This is a genomic window from Rhizobium sp. RHZ01, assembly GCF_014851595.1.
Lineage (GTDB): Bacteria > Pseudomonadota > Alphaproteobacteria > Rhizobiales > Rhizobiaceae > Rhizobium > Rhizobium altiplani.
The window spans coordinates 43,745-61,848 of record NZ_JACUZZ010000022.1 but is presented as its reverse complement, the minus strand read 5'-3'; the positions used below and the strand labels follow the sequence as shown (position 1 = coordinate 61,848).

Here is an 18,104-nt window from a genome sequence, read left to right as displayed (position 1 = left end):
GAGACTTTACCGGATCGGGGAGCGCGGAGGCTCGATATAGATTGGCTCGTCGACGAAACCACCGCCTTGCCATTTTGCCTGGGACGAGTCCTTGTCCGGGATGCCGGGGCTGCGCTCCAGTTCGGCGCGATAGGTCTCAGAATTGTCCTTCGGCTTCCAGCCGAGATAGGCGGAAGCCGAATTGTCCCACCATTTCGTCTGGTTGTCGGAAACGCCCCAGATCGTCGGACAACCGAGATAGGGCGCTTTGAACACTCGCTCGGCGAGCGAGGCCATGTCGTCGAAGCTGAGCCAGATCGCCAGCATTCGCACCGTCGTCGGCTTCGGCCAGCATGCGCCGATGCGCACGATCGCCGTCTCCTGACCGAACTTGTGGAAGTACATCTGCGCCAGAGCTTCGCCGAAACATTTCGATACGCCGTAGAGGCCGTCCGGTTTGGTCGGCTGGTCGACGCTGATGAACTGGTCCTGGCGATAGAAGCCAACCGTGTGATTGCTGCTGGCGAACAGGATGCGCGGCTTGCCATGCTTGCGTGCCGCTTCGTAGAGATTGTAGAGGCCGCGTATATTGGCATCCAGAATACTGTCGAAGGTGTTTTCCGACGGGATGCCGCCGAAGTGCAAGATACCTTCACAGCCTTCCACCATTCGCATCACACCGTCAGCATCCATCAGGTCGCAGCTGACTGGTTCCTCATTGGGCGCAATTGCCGTCAGCGGGGTGATATCGGAAACGCGAATGGCTTCGGCCAAATGGCCGAGTCGCTGCCGCATGGCCATGCCCATACTGCCGGCAGCTCCGGTGATCAGAAGCCGCTTCATCCTACTCCTCCTATTCGGACCGAACCCTTGTCGGGTAACAGCAATCTTATCATATGACAAGGCGTCAGAAATACGATGCCGAGGCTCCATCGAAGCCCCGTGGTTTCCGTGTTTAGACAAATCTACGCGATACTGCCAGCATATGTTGACGAAAGAAGCTGTTTAGGTCTTCATACAAGACCGCAGCTCATATGATGTCTTACGGTGAGCGCCAGAATGGAGGAACCCCAATGAAATGGATGAGGCATGTGGCGCTCGCCACGGCTTTGACGCTGTCCGCGCCGATGGTCGCATTTGCGGACACGCCTGCCGACCAGTTGATCGTCGGCCTGAGCATGAACAATATCCTTACTCTAGATCCGGCTGCGATCTCGGGGCGCGAGGCGACCGGCGTCATCACCAATCTCTACGACACGCTGGTGGAACTGGGCGCCGACAAGAAGACCGTCAATCCGGGCCTTGCGAGCTCCTGGACGATCGCCGACGATGGTTCGATCACCTTTACGCTGAGAGACGGCGCGACGTTCAGCTCCGGCAACCCGGTGACAGCGCAAGACGTTGTCTGGTCAATTAAGCGCAACATCGGCCTTGGTCTTGTCGGCGCGGGCGTTTGGTCGTCCTTTGGCTACAGGGGCAACAATATCGACTCGCTTTTGACGGCGGACGGCAACAAGATCACCCTCAAGCCCGCCCAAGCGACCGATCCGCAGCTCACCCTCGATATCTTCGGCAAGCCAGATGCGAGCGCGGTCGTCGACATGAAGACCGTCATGTCCCATGAGACCAATGGCGACAGGGGCGCGGCCTGGCTGAAGGTCAATGCCGCCGGCTCCGGAGCCTTCAACCTGACGCGCTGGTCCTCCAACGAAATGCTCATACTGACGCGGTTCGACGATTACTGGGGCGAAAAACCCAAGATGAAGCGGGTCATCTTCCGTCACCTTCCGGAGTCCCAGACCAAACGCCTGATGCTGGAAAAGGGTGACGTCGATGTCGCGATCGGTCTTTCCGTTCCGGATATCGCCGCACTCAGCAAGAACAAGGATGTCGAAGTCCAGAGCACGCCGAGCTCGGGCTTCTACTTCCTCGCAGTCAGCATGAAGGACGAACGGTTCAAGAACCAGGATGTCCGAATGGCGATCCGTTATCTCATCGATTACGACGGCATCAACAAGACGATCATGCCGAATTACGGCGCCAAGCGTCTGCGCCCAGTCGCAGAGGGGGTGATCGGCGCCCTGCCGGATCCCGACTACAAGGTCGATGTCGCCAAGGCCAAGGAACTGCTCGCCAAGGCGGGTTATCCGAACGGTTTCGCCGTCAAGCTGCTGACGCTCAACGAGCCGCCGTTTGCCGACACCGCCACCGCGATCCAGGCGACGCTGGCCCAGGCTGGCATCAAGGCCGAGATCGTCCAGGGGGCCGGAGACCAGATCTATGGCCCGATGCGCGAACGCAAGTTCGAGATGATCGTCGGCCGCGGCGGCGGTGGTCAGGAGCCGCATCCGCATTCCAACCTACGAGCACTTGTCATCAATCCAAACAATGCCGACGATGCCAAGCTCAGCGGAATTATCGGCTGGCGGACCTCTTTCTTCGACCAGCAGCTGAACGACATGTCGGCCAAAGCCTTGGTGGAACGCGACCAGGGGAAGCAGAAGGCAATGTATGAGGACATCCAGAAGCGCTACGAGGACCTCGTTCCGGCCCTGCAGCCGATTTCGGCAGTCGTCGACAGCGTCGTCTACCGCGCTGACGTCAAGGGTTACGAAAACCATTACGGCTGGACCGTTCGTCTCCGCACTGTCTCCAAGCAGCGCTGATCCCCATAAGCTCCTCCAGGACGTGCCCGCGGCCACCGCTGCGGGCGCCTCTATAGGGCACGAATGATCGAGGACCTGCCTGACGTCATCGCGCATTTTTCAAGGTTGCGCGGCTATGCAAAAGCCATGGATTAATAACTTTCAATCCAACGGCTTCAAAGGGGCTTGTATCGCGTGTTGCCACCGAAAGACCGTTCGCCGCTGCTGTGGCTGCAACATATCGATCCGCCTTAGCGATAGCCTTTCCGGATACTCGATCGCGCACCATCAGTTCCGAGTAAAACTGCGACGTAGCGAGATCGAAGGAGAGGATACGCTCGGAAAAATGCGAAAGCACTTCAGCTTCGAGCCGATCGTGAAGAATGGTTTGCCGTTTCCCCGGGGGCATGGCCCCGATACCAAAACGAAGCTCAGCAATCGTTGCGGCAAAAAGAAAAGCGTTTCAATTGCTTGTGCATCCAACCAAGCGATCACGGTCTGGTCAGGAACTGGCTTCCAAGGCTCCGATATCACATTGGTGTCAAGCAGGATCATTCGAAAGTCATCGGTTCTGCAGGTGTCTCATCGCGATCCTGCTGCAGAGCTTCGACGTCCGAATTGGAGAGGTCAGCGTCGCGCCCAATGCCCGCTAATAGCGAGCCCAGCTTAATACGTTCAGACGGGCGAACCGCTGCCTCGATAATGTCACGAATTTCGGCCTCGGTGCTGCGGCCGTGATGAGCCGCGCGTACGCGTAGGGCGCGATGTGTTTCATCAGAAATATTGCGAATAGTAACCGCCGGCATCGATATCACCTAACCACGAGTGATGACACTGATATCAACAAACATAAAATGACGTTTCTATCCAAGCATAATCTGTGTCGCTGCCCGTGACCTGCGCGGCCCCGCCGTTGTTGATGACTGCATCATTGGCCGCGGTCGGCCCAGATCCGGTGAATGTTGCATCCGAGGCTTCCTATATTTCCTGGCGATGGCGGCAGCGATCGCGCGCTGAACGAGAAGAGTGATATGTCGCTCCATCGTTGCCTTCGAAGTAGGATTGATCAGGCGGTCGCTTATGAACCTGCCGTTACATCTGATGGCGGTGCAGTCGAAGTTTCGTTGCGAACCTTTGACTTCTCAAGACGACCAGGGGAGGCTCGACAGATCCCATGCAAAACCGTAGAGGGCCTCACCCCTTCAAGCTTGGCCGCAAACGAATGGTGCATCGGAAGCAGTGAAACTTCTGGTTTGGGGCCGCCGGGTGACGGCGACCCTGATGGAGAGGTCGCAGGAGCTTACGCTGCCTGTGCAACATCATCCCGGTGGTGAATCTCTGTCCCGAGCACTTTCAGGCATTCCCGGATAAATGCGGCGAGCGCCGTCCATCCCTTTGCGGATACCATCGTGCCGTCAACGTAGGCCTCGGTCGGCGAAAGGTCGATATAGGTACCGCCTGCGAGTGTGACTTCCGGCTCGCAAGCGCCGAGCGCACCGACTTTCTTCCCGCGCACGACGCCGTCGACCGCAATAAGAATCTGCACGCCATGGCAGATCGTGAAGATCGGCTTCTGCTTCTCGTGGAAATGACGGACGATGGCCTGCACACGTTTGTCGGTGCGGATGTATTCCGGACCGCGGCCACCGGCAGCATAAACGGCGTGATATTGGTCTAGCTGCACTTCGGCTTCTGAGAATGTCTTGTTGATGGTGAAGAAGTGCCCGAGCTTCTCGGTATAGGTTTGATCGCCTTCGAAGTCATGAAGCGAGGTCTTGATGAGATCTCCGGCTTTCTTGTCAGGGCAGATGACGTGGACCGTATGGCCAACTGCTTCCATCGCCTGCTGGAAAACGTAGATCTCGTACTCTTCGGTGAATTCACCGGTCAGCATCAGTATCTTCTTGCCTGGCATGATTTACTCCTCTTTGTCCATGCGGCGGGGTGGCTCTTTGCCACCCCTGTTTCTATGATTAGAACGGCGAGTCCGGGAAGTAATACTCCTTCGCGTTCGCCTGCGTGATGAGAGGCGCGTCGAGCTTGACGTTTCCTCTGGTGGGAGCCTGTCCGACCAAGTTGGCGACCGTCATGTAGATCGCTGTCTTGATCATCGCTGGCGGGTAAGGCGTTTCGACCGGGGTCATGGCGTCTCCGTCGATGACCTTCTTGACGATGTCCTTCATGCCATTGCCGCCGAGTGCCAGCTTGATATCCTTGCGCCCGGATTCCTTGACCGCTTCGAGTACCCCAAGCAGCATGTCGTCGTCGTTTGCCCATACGGCGTCGATCTGAGGGTATTTGGCCAGATAGTCCTGCATCAGCTTGAAGGCTTCGTCACTGTTCCAGTTCGCATACTGGATGTCGAGTACCTTGAGGTCCGTGCCCTTGATGGCGTCCTGGAATCCTTGAATGCGCTCGTCATCGATCACTGTCGGAATTCCTCGCAACACGACGAGGTTCCCCTTGCCGCCCAGCTTGTCGATCATGAATTTTGCAGTGTTGCGTCCGACGGCGATGTTATCGCCAGCCAGGTATAGGTCTTGGATCGTTGGATCGTTCAGGCCGCGGTCGACTACCGTGATGAAGGTTCCCGCATCCTTCACCGCCTTGACGGGGGTCGTCAGTTCCTCGGACGTGTAAGGCAAGATCACCAGCGCATCGAGTTTGCGTCCGGCCGACAGATCCTCAAGCGCGCTCACCTGCGCCGTAGCCGAAGGCGAGGTCTTTACCACCACCTCCACGTCCGGAAACGCGGCATTGATTTCCTTTGCTGCGGCCTGCGCGTGATAGACAATGCCTGCCGTCCAACCGTGGTCGGCAGCCGGGATCGACACGGCGACCACTTTCTTGTCGGCGCCGAATGCGTGACCCGCGAGCAGCACCGTGCTTGCGGCGAGTGCCACAACCCATTTCCTCTTCAACATTCATTCCTCCCAGAATAGGACCGACAAAATTCATTCGCCGCGCGGTCCGGACGCGGATTATTTCGAGAACCTCTGAATGAGCATCGCGATGATGATGATCACGCCCTGGACGCCCGCCACCAGGTATTCGGAAACGAAGTCGGATAGCACCATCAGGTTGGCGATGAGTTCAAGGATGACCGCTCCGGCAACCGTGCCCCAGACGTGACCCTTGCCGCCGCGGAGTGCGGTTCCGCCGATGACAACTGCCGTGATGACTTGGAGTTCCCAGAGAACGCCAGTCGTCGGGGTGGCCGCGCCAAGACGCGGCACGTAGCAGATCGCGGCGATCGCAACGCAGGCACCCTGGATGGCGTAGGCGATCGTCCGGGTCTTGATTATCGATATGCCGGAATAGCGGGCAACGTCCTCGTTGGCCCCGACCGCGGCGCATTTGCGCCCGTACTTCATCTTGTAGAGAATGAACGAGGCGACGACAGCGACGGCAATCGAGATCAGGATCGGCAACGGGATGCCCGCGACGGTGCCGAAGTACACGGGGCGGTACGCGTCGCGGAGAGTGCGATCGATCGGGATTGTGCCGCCGTCGGACATGTACGTGATCAGTGCCCTGAAGATGCCCATTGTTCCGAGCGTCGCGATGAACGGCTCGATCTTGCCGACAGTCACAATAATGCCGTTCATCAATCCGCAGAGGAGACCCACGGCAATCGCCACCACCATCCCGGCCGGGATTGCCGAAACACCCCAGTCGGGTGCCATCCGGTTCATGAACATGATCGTGATCCCGGTGATGAATGCGGCCATGGAGCCCACGGAGAGATCAAGGCCCCCCGAAGAGATGACGAAGGTTGCTCCGACCGCGATGATCGCAATGAAGGCGCTGCGGGTGATGACGTTGCCGAGATTGGTCGCGGAGAGGAAATCCGGATTGACCGCAAAACCGATTGCCAGCAATGCGATCAGAGCCACAAATGGTCCCACATCCGCCCATCCGATATTCCATTCCCGCTCCGGTTTGACCGGGGTCGAACCCGTAATAACAGTCATCTGTTTCCTCCCTCGCCTTTTCCCGGAGCAACGTCGCTTGTCGCCAGAAGCGCGACGTTGTGCTCCGTCATTTTGTCTCCTGAGACCTCCCCCGCGATGCGCCCTTCCCGCATCACAAGAATTCGGTCACAGATCCCGATCAGTTCCTGCATTTCAGAGGAGATCACGACGCACGCCTTGCCCTCCGTCACGAGCCGCTGGATGAATGCGTAAATCTGCGCCTTGTTGGCGATATCGATGCCACGCGTCGGCTCGTCGATGACGACGACCGAGGGCGCGGCCAACAATACCTTTGCAAGCAGAAGCTTTTGTTGATTGCCACCGGATAGCTGCCCAGCTTTCACCCCCAAACTCTTCAATCGGATGTCGTATTGATCGACGGCCTGTGTCAGAGCGGTCTGTTCGCGGCGTCGCCGCATCAGCAAACCGGGATGAAACCGTTGAAGCGCGGACAGGGTGAGGTTGGGTGCAAGCCGCTCCTGGAGGAGAAGGCCTTTTCCCTTCCGGTCTTCGGTCAAGTAACCGATCCCGGCGTCGATCGCCGCCCGCGCCGAATGAATGTTGATCGACTTGCCTTCGAGCTCGACCTCGCCAGTTGCCGGTCTCAACCCCATGATCCCTTCGAATAGCTCCGTCCGGCCTGCCCCGATCATTCCGGCGAAGCCGAGGATCTCGGACTTGCGAACGTCAAAGGTGACATCCTTTGCAAAACCCGGAACTGACAGGTTCCGGACTGAAAGCATCTTTTCACCAGCGGCCGCGGGTGACTTTTCCGGATAGAGCGCCGCGAGGTCGCGTCCGACCATCAGACGCGCCATGTCCAACTGACTGAGACTGTGGCCCGGGTGCGTGCCGACCAGTTTGCCGTCGCGCAGCACCGTTACCTTGTCTGCAATTCGCTGCACCTCGTCGAGACGGTGGCTGATATAGAGGACAGCAATCTTCTGCGCCTTGAGTTGCAGGATGATCGAGAGCAATCGCTCGACCTCGTCCCCCGTAAGGACGGCGGTCGGTTCGTCGAAGATCACCAGCCTATGATCATCCAGCAGCGCCCGAGCGATCTGGACAAGCTGGCGGTCGGCAAGCGAGATGTTTCTCACTAGCGCATTGGGGGAAACCATGCTTCCGAGTTCGGCAAGCTTCTCAGCGGCGAGACGGCGCATCGTCCGGTCGTCAACGACTCCGTTGCGCATCAATTCGCGGCCGAGGAACAGGTTTTCCGCGACAGTCAGGGCATCGGCAAGCAGAATTTCCTGGTGGACCAGAACAATACCAGCCTGCTGGGCCTGCTCAGGCCTGACAAAACGGACCACGCCCTTGTCCATGCTCAGCGAACCTGCTGTAGGTTCAGCGTAGCCGGACAGAAGCCGCATGAAAGTCGATTTGCCGGCACCATTCTCGCCGATGATCGCGTGAATCTCGCCGGGAAGGATGTCGAGTGTCACATCCGAAAGAACCGTGACCGGGCCATATTCCTTGGAAAGGTTTTCGGCACGCAACACCGGCTGACGTGCGAGGTCATCGGCCTGAACCACGGGCGCTCTTCCATCTCTCTGAATGCTGACAACGCTCGACATCGCAGATTCCTCAATCGAAAGCTGGGAGCAGCCTGTCCCGCGAATGCTCAAGGTGGACGCGCATCGCCTTCTCGGCGGCGGAGGCGTCGCCTGCGGCGAATGCCGTCAGTAACGCTTCGTGTTCGTCGAGAGCCTCCTCGGTCACCCGTGAGTGGAACATCAGACGAAAGATATGGAAATGCGTGTGCTGGTGATTGAGCGTCTCGCGGATGAGCTCGTTGCCCGCATATTCGAGGATACGGTCGTGGAACATTGCGTCCTGGCGCGCAAAGGTCGAATAGCGAAGGCGCTCATCGGTGCCATCACGTCGCCCCATCACTCCGGCTGCTTCGCGAAGCGTTGCAAGCTTTTCATCGTCCATCGCGAGGGCCGCTCTGGCTGCGCTGTCCGGCTCAAGCAGAAGACGCAGCTGATAGAGCTCGTCGAAGCGGCGTCGGGCGATCTGGGGAGCCGCGCTGTAACCGATTAGGTGGGTCTTGACTACCAGTCCCTCCCCTTCCAGCCGCCCAAGCGCTTCGCGGATGGGCGTCTGCGAGACATTCAGTTCGCGCACCAGATTATCGACATTGATCCTTGCGCCTGGGGGAATCTTCAAAGCCATCAATTGGGCGAAGATTGCCTCATAGACGCTTCCCGCAAGACTATTGGCCCTCGGGATGAACGCGCCCGTGTCCGGCGCATCGTTAAGGATCGTGGGTGTTCTATTCTGCATCATCTATTGCCTCTTGACAGAACCAATCGCTAACACGATGCTCGCCGATATTCAATACTATATCCTATAGGATTTTATTTGGAGCTGTCGTGAGAGTAAAGAGGGAGATAGCGGCGGACCTGGTGAGGAACCTTCTCGAGGAAAAAGGGACCCCTCGTTCATACGCTTTGCAGCAAACCGACGTTCTCGTCGAAGCAGAGTTGAGAGGTCATCCATCGCATGGCCTTCAAAGGCTGCCGAGGATACTTCAGAGAATTGGCAATGGTCTCATCGATCCAAGCACCCAAGGGAAATCACACTGGCGAACGCCGTCATTCCTGAAGATCGACGGTCTGCGCGGACTGGGGCCAGTGGTCGCTCTCCAGGCATGCACCATGCTCTCTGAACGAGCTTCTTCGACAGGCGTCGCCGTTGCTGGCATCAGGAACTCAAACCACCTGGGGATGCTCGCCTATTACGTAGAGCACCTCGCGAAAGAAGGCATCATCGGGATCGCGCTATCTTCGAGCGAGGCACTCGTCCACCCATATGGCGGAACAACGCCCCTCCTCGGAACCAATCCCCTTGCGATTGCAGTGCCGACTGCGGACCGACCGCTGGTCGTCGATCTCGCGACCTCTGTGGTTTCAATGGGGAAGATCCATCACCATGCGGCAAACGGATGCGCGATCCCGGAGGGTTGGGCACGCGACAGCGACGGAGAAATGACGACCGACGCCGCCGCTGCAATGAACGGGTCGATCGCTCCGTTCGGCGACGCCAAGGGATACGCGCTTGGTATGGCACTTGAATTGCTGGTGGCCTCGATTGCGGACTCATCGACTGCGCCTGACGTCCGGGGAACGCTGGATGCCGATGCCATCTGCAACAAGGGGGACGTGTTGATTGCCATCGACGCCGGCAAGCAGCCCGACCTCCTCGCTTGCTTCAGTACCTACCTCGATCGCATCCGGAAATCGCGTCCAGCCGAGCCCACACGACCAGTAACGGTCCCTGGCGACGGCACCTGGTCGCGCCGCCAGCAGGCGCTCTGCGACGGAATCGAGATTCCTGGAAGGCTTTGGGACGAACTTAACGCCCTTTCCCGCTCAAACGAAGCACTTGTTAAAGGACATGCACAATGACCCTTTTCGCCGCCATTCGGCTTCCCCAGGAAATTCTCTTCGGCAAGGGACAACGTCATGCCCTCCCGCACATTGCCACGAGGCTGGGCAAGCGTGCGTTGCTATGCACTGACGAGCGGTTCGCTGCTACGCCCGTCTTCGCGGATATCGTGAAGGCGCTCGAGGCCGCCTCGATCGCAGTACTGATCCACGATGGTGTCCAGCCGGACGTTCCCATCGAGACAGTTTCCGTCTGCGTGGAGGAAGCACGAACCTTTCACCCGGACATGGTGATTGGCATTGGTGGAGGAAGCTGCCTGGACATGGCAAAGTGTGCCGCCTTGCTCCTTAGCCATGGCGGGCAGTTGAAGGACTACTACGGCGAGTACAAGGTGCCCGGCCCGACGCTTCCGATCATCGCTGTGCCGACGACGGCGGGGACGGGGTCCGAAGTCACGCCCGTCGCTGTCATTTCCGATTCCGAACGCACGCTCAAGGTCGGGATATCCAGTCCCTATCTGATCGCCACAACCGCCATCTGCGATCCCGAACTTACGATGACCTGCCCGCCCGGACTGACGGCGGTTGCGGGGGCCGACGCCCTCACCCACGCAATCGAGGCCTTCACCGCGGCGCGACGCGGTACCGATCCGCTGCTTGCTCAGAACCATGTATTCATCGGAAAGAGCGCTCTTACCGATCATTTCGCGTTGCTGGCGATCAAGCTTCTCGGCCGCAGCCTGGAGAGGGCCTGCAAGAATGGCTCCGATGAAGACGCACGGGCCGATGTCATGATGGGTGCGTTGGCGGCCGGATGTGCCTTCGGGACTGCAGGGACCGCTGCAGCTCACGCAATCCAATATCCGGCCGGAGCGCTGACCCACACAGCACACGGTCTCGGTGTCGCTACCATGATGCCTTATGTGATGAATTACAACAGATCCGTGTCTGCTGCCGAGATGGCCGAAATCGGCACCGCACTCGGCCTCGACAACGCGAACGGTAGCGAGGAAGAACTTGCACTGGCCGCCATCGAAGAGATCCGCAGACTGTTTGCAACAATAGGCATTACACGGACGCTCGCGGATCTGGGCCTTGCCGCCGACAAGCTGGACTGGACCGCTGAACAGGCCTTCGGCATCGACAGGCTCATCAAAAACAATCCGCGGTCTTTTGACCTCGACGCCATGAAGCGTCTCGTCAGAGCGGCCTACGAAGGCGATCTCGCCGCATCCGCCATCTAAGAGAATCGGGGAAGCATCATGACCATTGCCCAACACATACCTCAAATCGACCACCAACTGCCGGATCTCACGGCGACCGCACGCGGCCTCTACATCGATGGAGCCTGGCAGCCATCTCGGTCCGGTCGGACAATCGACGTCGTGAACCCTTCGACGGGCGAGGTTCTCGCCACCGTGCCGGATGCCACGATCGAGGATGCCCGCGCCAGTGTCGAAGCTGCATCCGCTGCAGCGCCGGGATGGCGGGCTACGCCGCCACGCAAGCGCTCCGAGATCCTGCGCCGGTGCTTCGAGCTTATGATCGAGCGCTCCGAGATGCTGGCGACACTTATCTCGCTGGAAAATGGCAAGGCGTTGCGCGACGCGCGTGGTGAGGTCGCCTACGCAGCCGAGTTCTTCCGCTGGAATGCGGAAGAAGCTGTCCGCATTACGGGCGAGTTCGGCATAGCGCCATCAGGCACCAATCGCATCATCGTCGACTACCAGCCGATAGGCATCTGCCTGCTGATCACGCCGTGGAATTTTCCTGCGGCGATGGCTACCCGGAAGATCGCGCCTGCGCTTGCTGCTGGTTGCACCGTGATACTCAAGCCCGCCAGCGAAACACCGCTGACTGCTTACGCATTGGCTGCCATCTATGAGGAGGCCGGGGTGCCGAACGGTGTCGTAAACGTACTGACGACGACCAGCCCCGGACCATTAACGGCAGAGGTTCTCGCGGATCCACGTGTCAGAAAGCTCTCTTTTACAGGATCGACTGGTGTCGGTCGCGGCCTCTTGGCGGAGGCTGCGAAGAATGTCATCTCCTGCTCCATGGAGTTGGGCGGCAACGCACCCTTCGTGGTGTTCGACGACGCAGACCTGGAAGCGGCCCTTGACGGTGCGATGATCGCCAAGATGCGAAACGCCGGCGAAGCCTGCACCGCGGCCAACCGCTTCTACGTCCAGTCGGGGATATACGATGCATTTGCCGAAGGCCTCACGAGGCGCATGGGCGCGCTCATTATGGGGTCGGGAGTTTCCGGGGACACCGAATGCGGTCCAATGATCACCCGCAAGGCGGTCGACAAGATCGCACGCCTCGTGGCCGATGCAAAGGTCCGAGGAGCCCGTGCACTCTGTGGCGGCGACGTCCCGGCAGGTGACGGCTATTTCTATCCTCCGACTGTTCTGGCGGATGTGCCATTTGAGTCAGAGATGGCCTCAGAGGAAATCTTTGGTCCGGTCGCGCCGCTCTATCGCTTCGAAACCGAGGAAGAAGCCGTCCGGAGAGCCAATGACACGGAATACGGCCTGGCTGCCTACGTCTATACGCGCGACCTTGCACGCGGGCTGCGGGTCTCCAACGGCATCGAGGCTGGGATGATTGCCTTAAACCGTGGTCTTGTATCCGATCCTGCAGCCCCGTTTGGCGGTGTGAAGCAAAGCGGCCTTGGCCGCGAGGGTGGTCAGCATCATGGCATTGCCGAATTCATGGAAGCGAAATATATCGCAACAAGTTTCTGAGCTGGGGAGCAATCGTGGAAACGGACCCATTTCGCATACGTGATCATGTTGCGCACTTCGACAGCATTGTCAGCGAGATCGTGAAAGCGAGTGAAAGAACTCGCGAAACTCTATCAATGACTGGGAACGTCGTCTATGGCGACGGTCCCTCCGAAAGCTTGGATATCTTCTATCCGGAAGGGACACGAAAGAACCTTCCGGTCCACATGTTCATCCATGGGGGCTATTGGCGGATGTTTTCCAAGCGCGACTATTCCTGTGTTGCAAACACCGTCACCCAGGCAGGCGCGATCGCGGTCATCGTCGACTATGCATTAATGCCTGCCCACAGGATGGAGGTCCTTGTCGACCAAGTCGTACGCGCCAAACGATGGGTGATTGACCGCATTGCAGAGTATGGAGGCGACCCCTCGGCACTAACGGTGAGCGGGCATTCGGCAGGCGCACACCTGGCAAGCTTCCTATTTCATGGGAGTACCATCCCCTCCGGCATCGAAGGTGCGTTCTTGCTCGGTGGTCTTTACGACCTCGCTCCGTTGCAGCGGTCGTTTCTTCAAAACGAGATTGCGCTATCGGATGAAGAGGTGGCGCGCTTCACACCTCTCTCCCACCACCACGACCCGCACTGCCGCGTTATCCTAGCGGTTGGCGCAAAAGAGACAGATCCTTTTCATGCGCAATCTAATGCGTTTCTGTCTACCTTGCGAGGGCAAGGGCTCCCGGCAGTCCGGAAGATCCTGGCAGCTCGGAATCACATGGACTCAGTTCGCGACCTCGGTGTCCCTGGCTCTGAGGCTGGAGATCTTCTCGCCCGATTAGTGACTGGCGAGCCGTGCCCCGCCTGAAGCTTCGATGCTTCGGTCCATTCTTGCAACGCGCGTGAACATCAAGGCGCTTATCACTGTTGCCTTATAATGGCGCCAAACCGGGATCCGCCCGCTTGATCATCGAAAAAGGAAGGAGCCATGAAAGCGACCAATATCGATCTTGCGAGCCGCCCCAGCGGCACGCCGACATGATTACCGATCGGGGCTCACCAATACGCTCATCCGTGCTGACAGCGTGACTACTGCGAGTGGAGAGCGAGTTCAGCTGTCGAATGACTTGAGGCGCTCAGCTCCATCCAACATCGATCACAGCACGGATTCGCCACCTCTTCCAGGTACCCCATCCCGGCCATTGAGGATGCGCTTTCCGTTATGAAGTCCGATTTGACCACGCTCAACAACAATGCCATCCTCCGTGCCCAAAGAACAGGAGAAGCGCTTTAACCCGCGTCATCGCCTGTCAACGCACTAGCGTTGATTTCCTAGCATCGCAGAGAAACTGCTAAAGACGGAGAGGCTTGTATGCCGGGCTCGCAGCGTTCCGCTCTCGGATCTTTGATGCTGATTGCCGCGGTGGTCGGTTTCAGCGTCGGCGCCTTTGCCTACACTGCCGGATGGCTTTCGCCCGGTCGCCTTTCTTCAACAGAACTTGTCAGCGCCCTGGCGCCTCCGGGCGGACCCGCGCTGGGACATCGGCGAAATCACGCAAAGGGCGTCTGCTTCACTGGCACCTTTGAAGCGAATGGGACCGCTGTGGCGCTTTCGAAGGCAACGGTATTCACCGCAGGGCACTACCCCGTTCTCGGGCGCTTCAACTTGGCAACGGCTGATCCGAACGCCGCTGATCCGACGGTGCGGGTGCGGGGCGTCGGCGTGCAAATCTCAGCGCCTGACAACAGCGTCTGGCGCATGGCACTAATTGACCCACCCGTCTTCGCGGTCTCGACGCCTCACGGGTTCTACGACCTGCTCGAGGCCTCGAAGAGTAAGGATCCCGAAGCGATGAAAGGCTTCGTGGCAGCACATCCAGAATTCGCTGCGTTTGGCGAGTGGGCAACCAAGGCTCCCTGGACAGCCAGCTACGCGGAGGTAACTTTTAACAGTCTCAATGCATTCATTTTCACGGATGCCGCGGGTACAAAGAACGCAGTGCGTTGGTCATTGCGCCCAGAAACGCAGGCCGTGCCAATCTCCGGCGCGGATTTCGCGAAACTCGGTCCCAATCATCTCGAAGAAGACATTACTGAGCGCGTTGCCAAATCGCCGCAGCGCTGGACACTCGTGCTGACCGTTGCCGACCCCTCAGATCCAACATCGGATCCGACGAGGGCCTGGCCGCCCGAGCGGCGTACTGTCGAAGCTGGAACGCTCGTGGTGCAGAAAATCGAGCCGGAGGTCGATGGTCCCTGCCGGGATATCAATTTTGACCCGACCATTTTGCCTGACGGTATTAAGGTAGCCGATGACCCGTTCCCGGCAGCCCGATCGGCAGCTTATGCCAGATCCTATGATCTGCGGACCAGTGAGGCGAACCACTATCCTCGAACAGCAGTGAGCGCAAAGCCATGACGGACATAAAAACACGCTTCTCCGCCGTTCAGCGTTTGTTGCATTGGCTGATGGCGATCGGAATTCTGGCCATGCTATTCATCGGCGTCGGAATGGTCTCGACCATCGGACGGCAGTACGTACCGCTGCTGATAGCCCACAAGACGCTGGGAATCGCCATTCTCGTTCTTGCCTTGGTTCGTCTTTTGGTGCGCTCCGTATCAGGCGCACCAGCACTGCCCGCAGACCTTCCCGAGCCGATGAGACTTGCCGCGCATCTCTCCCATGTTGCCTTGTACGCGCTGATGATCGGCATGCCCCTGATCGGCTGGGCCATGATGTCCGCAGCCGCCTATCCCATCGTGCTTTTTGGTGGGTTCCGCCTTCCGCCGATCCTACCGCAGAGCGCGAGCCTCCATACTATGCTGTGGAGCGCGCATTTCTATCTCGCCTTCGCGTTCTTTGCCCTCGTGATGGTGCATCTGGCGGCAGCGCTCTTCCATGGTCTAGTTCGACGCGATGGGGTCCTTCAAACGATGCTGTCTGGCAAGTAGGCTCGCTCCGACCGACGAGGTCGCCCTGCAAAAGGACTTCGTTCGTGAGGCCTGAAGGCCATTTTTCCGCCCGACCTGTCCGTACATAGCCAAGCCCAGCTCAATGCTATCGCCTGGCAGCTCAACGAACCTCCAAGAAAGACCTTGCTTTATCAGACGCCCGCGGAAAAAATTTCCGAATGTGTTGCGGCGATCAATTGAACCCACTGCCAAAAGCAGCCGTTCCGAGAACGAAACACGTCGCCGAGCCCACGATTCGCGACCGTTGGGAGCGCCCACATTTATCTTGATGATCGGGTTTGCTGAGCCTCCGCGATCCTCTAGGTTATCTTGCCCACAAGGCGGGTGTCACGATTTAGCCGACGCCCTCGGACGGCGACCCGAAGCCGTTGCGTCTGTCAGAATTGAATCTCGATCAGCTCGGGAGGCTCCTTGTTGAAATCGGAATATCGAATCCACCGCGGCGTTGCTTTGAACATCTCGGCCCCTCTCTCGATGAACTCCCTTTCGGCCGGGACGCTGTTGAGATGGGCTTCCTGGTATTGTTCGATATCTGCGGCAGGAACCCTTGTTGCCTCACCCTCATATTGAACCGTGATGTTGTCGTTCCATCCGACAACGAACGCGACGCCGGGACGCTCCGCAAGATTGTTGAACTTCCGGGTGTCTTTGAAAGTGTCGAACACGATCTCAAGATTGTCCCGCACGGAGAAGTCGACCGTAGCCGCCTCCGGCGTTCCATTGCCGTGGCATGTCGCAATGACCGCCAAAGTGTGCTTCCTCAGGAATTCAAGGATCATGCGTTTCGTATGATCTTCGTCCATTGCCTCATCCCTCAGTGAGTGTTCACGATTTTTGTGCAGTCTCATTCGACAGCCCGCCGGCTTCCCCGGAGTTTGGCCGACAGCGCCGCGAGCTTGCGAGATATGCGTTCACCGCCCGATCCAGCCATTGATGCGTCCGTTCTAATCTCATGCCTTCCAGGACGATTAACACATTGCTCGCCCTCGTTCGATGGTCGTCGAGACCGTGACCTGCACCTCGAGCGGACTGATTGTGGTTTTGTTCCACTTCGTGCGCGCCTCAGGAGCTCAGACTGCATGCAAGCGAGGAAATGGTGCAGAGGTGCTCGCCCACGTCATCGGCCAGCAGGGTCCTGCCAGGAACATCATGAGGACGGTCAAGGTTCTAAAAGAAAGCAAGATCGCCGACAGGACGTTGCTTCACTTGCATCGGCATGATCCCTCTTGCCGCAAAGCAGACACGTCGCCCTGCCCTTGCACCCAAAATAATTATGGGCGCAGATGGGAACGGATGCGAAACGCGGCCCATCTGCGCCCGAAAAAGCGCTTTGTTTTCAATGTTAGTGGCGCAACAGGGCGGCGGCCGGCAACTGGCGCTTCCTACTGCCGCTCTCCGAACGATATCGGATAGGTGTGGTTGCGAAACGTCAGCATGGGGTCAGCCGGTTCGATACCAGGGTGACTGGTACCCGGGAGGAAAAGCGTTTGCTTGTCGGCGACGGCCTTATCGCGCGGCAAGCCATCGAAGTTGAATGTGCCAAGCCTTACGAGGTTGCGGCTCTCCGGCCATGCAATAGACGGGTCTTCGATCTTGTCGCCATCTTCGGCCACCTGCGCATACCAATCGAACACGACCGGCTTCTTGGAAATCCTCGACACGATTTCCTCTTGGAGATAGTTCGGTCGCATCCTTTTGAGTTCCTCGGGATTCAAGTAGTGCTCTCCGGCTTTCGGCACAAAGCGATAGCGCACAAACGCCGACTTTCCGTCACCATTGGTAAATTTGAATGAGTTGATCCCAAAGAAGGTCGCAGTTGCGTAGGATGCGGGGGACGTGAGTGTCTCGACAAAATGCTTAGAGATTGGATGGCTATCGAGGAACTTTTCCAACGGCGTCGGATGTTCCACGCCCGGACCGCTCGCGGCTACCAAACGTAGAAAGTTGGCGAATTCGTCACTCGTCGCGACGACGAATCCGTTGTGTTGATCGGTGGCGAAATCAAACTCAGTCCCGTCCTTGGCCTTGATTTTGATCGCTAGGCCGGTTGGTGCCGCGCCATTCGCCGTATCTGGAATGTCGGGCACGCCGGCAAAAAGGGAGAAACGCGCAACGACGGGGAGTTTTCCTTCGGAGAACACGGAAGCTTTCGTGAGTTTACTCGCGTCCTTAGTCGGCGTGAATGTACCAACGACCATCACGCCCTTGGTGTGCACCGCCCGTTCGTGGTGCGCACCAAATGTCCCGTGGAGTGTGTTTATGAGGTCCTGCGGCGTTTCTTTCTGCCCGTCCGCCCAGGCGGCCGACGTTATCATGGCGGCCCAAAAGACTGATGCCGCCATGCAACGTTTGATCCGGAAATTGGCGGAAGTGAGGTTCGACATGCGATTGCTCCTTTTCGCTATATTCACCAC

The 18,104-nt window shown here is 58.4% G+C and carries 16 protein-coding genes and 2 pseudogenes; 8 read left to right on the top strand and 10 right to left on the bottom strand.

What is annotated here, in order from left to right:
* Positions 1 to 6 precede the first annotated feature (6 nt).
* Positions 7 to 822: an NAD(P)-dependent oxidoreductase gene (locus tag IB248_RS21420; RefSeq protein WP_192241636.1), complete on the bottom strand. Its 816-nt coding sequence runs from the start codon at positions 820 to 822 to the stop codon at positions 7 to 9.
* A gap of 230 nt (positions 823 to 1,052) precedes the next feature.
* Between IB248_RS21420 and IB248_RS21415 the strand changes: the two genes are divergently transcribed.
* The gene (locus tag IB248_RS21415) at positions 1,053 to 2,645 is read left to right on the top strand and encodes an ABC transporter substrate-binding protein (RefSeq protein WP_192241635.1); all 1,593 of its coding nucleotides are present in this window, start codon (positions 1,053 to 1,055) and stop codon (positions 2,643 to 2,645) included.
* 85 nt (positions 2,646 to 2,730) lie between these two features.
* Here IB248_RS21415 and IB248_RS21410 read toward each other — a convergent pair.
* From IB248_RS21410 to IB248_RS21380, 7 genes and pseudogenes are all read right to left on the bottom strand, one after another.
* Positions 2,731 to 3,179, bottom strand: a pseudogene (locus tag IB248_RS21410) (type II toxin-antitoxin system VapC family toxin).
* Positions 3,176 to 3,430 carry a plasmid stabilization protein gene (locus IB248_RS21405; protein ID WP_192241634.1) on the bottom strand — a complete coding sequence of 85 codons (255 nt, stop codon included), beginning with the start codon at positions 3,428 to 3,430 and terminating at the stop codon, positions 3,176 to 3,178. The pseudogene IB248_RS21410 and the gene IB248_RS21405 overlap by 4 nt, the downstream one beginning before the upstream one ends.
* A gap of 494 nt (positions 3,431 to 3,924) precedes the next feature.
* Positions 3,925 to 4,539 carry a DJ-1/PfpI family protein gene (locus tag IB248_RS21400; RefSeq protein WP_018858163.1) on the bottom strand — a complete coding sequence of 205 codons (615 nt, stop codon included), beginning with the start codon at positions 4,537 to 4,539 and terminating at the stop codon, positions 3,925 to 3,927.
* A gap of 58 nt (positions 4,540 to 4,597) precedes the next feature.
* Entirely contained in the window at positions 4,598 to 5,548 is a 951-nt protein-coding gene (locus IB248_RS21395) for a substrate-binding domain-containing protein (RefSeq protein WP_037217502.1), read from the bottom strand.
* A gap of 57 nt (positions 5,549 to 5,605) precedes the next feature.
* A complete protein-coding gene (locus tag IB248_RS21390; protein ID WP_192241633.1) occupies positions 5,606 to 6,598 on the bottom strand; it encodes an ABC transporter permease in 993 nt (330 codons plus the stop codon).
* Positions 6,595 to 8,175 (bottom strand): sugar ABC transporter ATP-binding protein, encoded by a 1,581-nt coding sequence (locus IB248_RS21385; protein WP_210333044.1) that lies wholly within the window; start codon positions 8,173 to 8,175, stop codon positions 6,595 to 6,597. Before IB248_RS21385 ends, IB248_RS21390 begins: the two co-directional genes overlap by 4 nt.
* A gap of 10 nt (positions 8,176 to 8,185) precedes the next feature.
* The gene (locus tag IB248_RS21380) at positions 8,186 to 8,887 is read right to left on the bottom strand and encodes a GntR family transcriptional regulator (protein WP_112648121.1); all 702 of its coding nucleotides are present in this window, start codon (positions 8,885 to 8,887) and stop codon (positions 8,186 to 8,188) included.
* A gap of 107 nt (positions 8,888 to 8,994) precedes the next feature.
* Here IB248_RS21380 and IB248_RS21375 point away from each other — a divergent pair, with 107 nt between their 5' ends.
* The 7 genes and pseudogenes from IB248_RS21375 to IB248_RS31850 all read left to right on the top strand — a co-directional run.
* Positions 8,995 to 10,011: an Ldh family oxidoreductase gene (locus IB248_RS21375; RefSeq protein ID WP_051085602.1), complete on the top strand. Its 1,017-nt coding sequence runs from the start codon at positions 8,995 to 8,997 to the stop codon at positions 10,009 to 10,011.
* The gene (locus IB248_RS21370) at positions 10,008 to 11,234 is read left to right on the top strand and encodes an iron-containing alcohol dehydrogenase (protein WP_018858169.1); all 1,227 of its coding nucleotides are present in this window, start codon (positions 10,008 to 10,010) and stop codon (positions 11,232 to 11,234) included. The genes IB248_RS21375 and IB248_RS21370 overlap by 4 nt, the downstream gene beginning before the upstream one ends.
* Positions 11,235 to 11,252: 18 nt before the next feature.
* On the top strand, positions 11,253 to 12,740 hold the full coding sequence (locus IB248_RS21365) for an NAD-dependent succinate-semialdehyde dehydrogenase (protein ID WP_192241632.1): 1,488 nt from the start codon (positions 11,253 to 11,255) through the stop codon (positions 12,738 to 12,740).
* Between the two features lie 116 nt (positions 12,741 to 12,856).
* Positions 12,857 to 13,585, top strand: a complete 729-nt coding sequence (locus tag IB248_RS21360) for an alpha/beta hydrolase (RefSeq protein WP_210333043.1) — start codon at positions 12,857 to 12,859, stop codon at positions 13,583 to 13,585.
* Between the two features lie 504 nt (positions 13,586 to 14,089).
* Entirely contained in the window at positions 14,090 to 15,136 is a 1,047-nt protein-coding gene (locus IB248_RS21355) for a catalase family peroxidase (protein ID WP_018858172.1), read from the top strand.
* Positions 15,133 to 15,669 carry a cytochrome b gene (locus IB248_RS21350; RefSeq protein WP_018858173.1) on the top strand — a complete coding sequence of 179 codons (537 nt, stop codon included), beginning with the start codon at positions 15,133 to 15,135 and terminating at the stop codon, positions 15,667 to 15,669. Before IB248_RS21355 ends, IB248_RS21350 begins: the two co-directional genes overlap by 4 nt.
* Before the next feature lie 72 nt (positions 15,670 to 15,741).
* Positions 15,742 to 15,870: pseudogene (locus IB248_RS31850) on the top strand (IS30 family transposase); the annotation flags it as partial.
* A gap of 197 nt (positions 15,871 to 16,067) precedes the next feature.
* Here IB248_RS31850 and IB248_RS21345 read toward each other — a convergent pair.
* Together IB248_RS21345 and IB248_RS21340 are read right to left on the bottom strand one after the other, a co-directional pair.
* Positions 16,068 to 16,493, bottom strand: coding sequence for a pyridoxamine 5'-phosphate oxidase family protein (locus tag IB248_RS21345; protein ID WP_192241630.1), 426 nt, complete (start codon positions 16,491 to 16,493; stop codon positions 16,068 to 16,070).
* Positions 16,494 to 17,072: 579 nt separating this feature from the next.
* Positions 17,073 to 18,074, bottom strand: a complete 1,002-nt coding sequence (locus tag IB248_RS21340) for a catalase family peroxidase (RefSeq protein WP_018858174.1) — start codon at positions 18,072 to 18,074, stop codon at positions 17,073 to 17,075.
* Positions 18,075 to 18,104 lie beyond the last annotated feature (30 nt).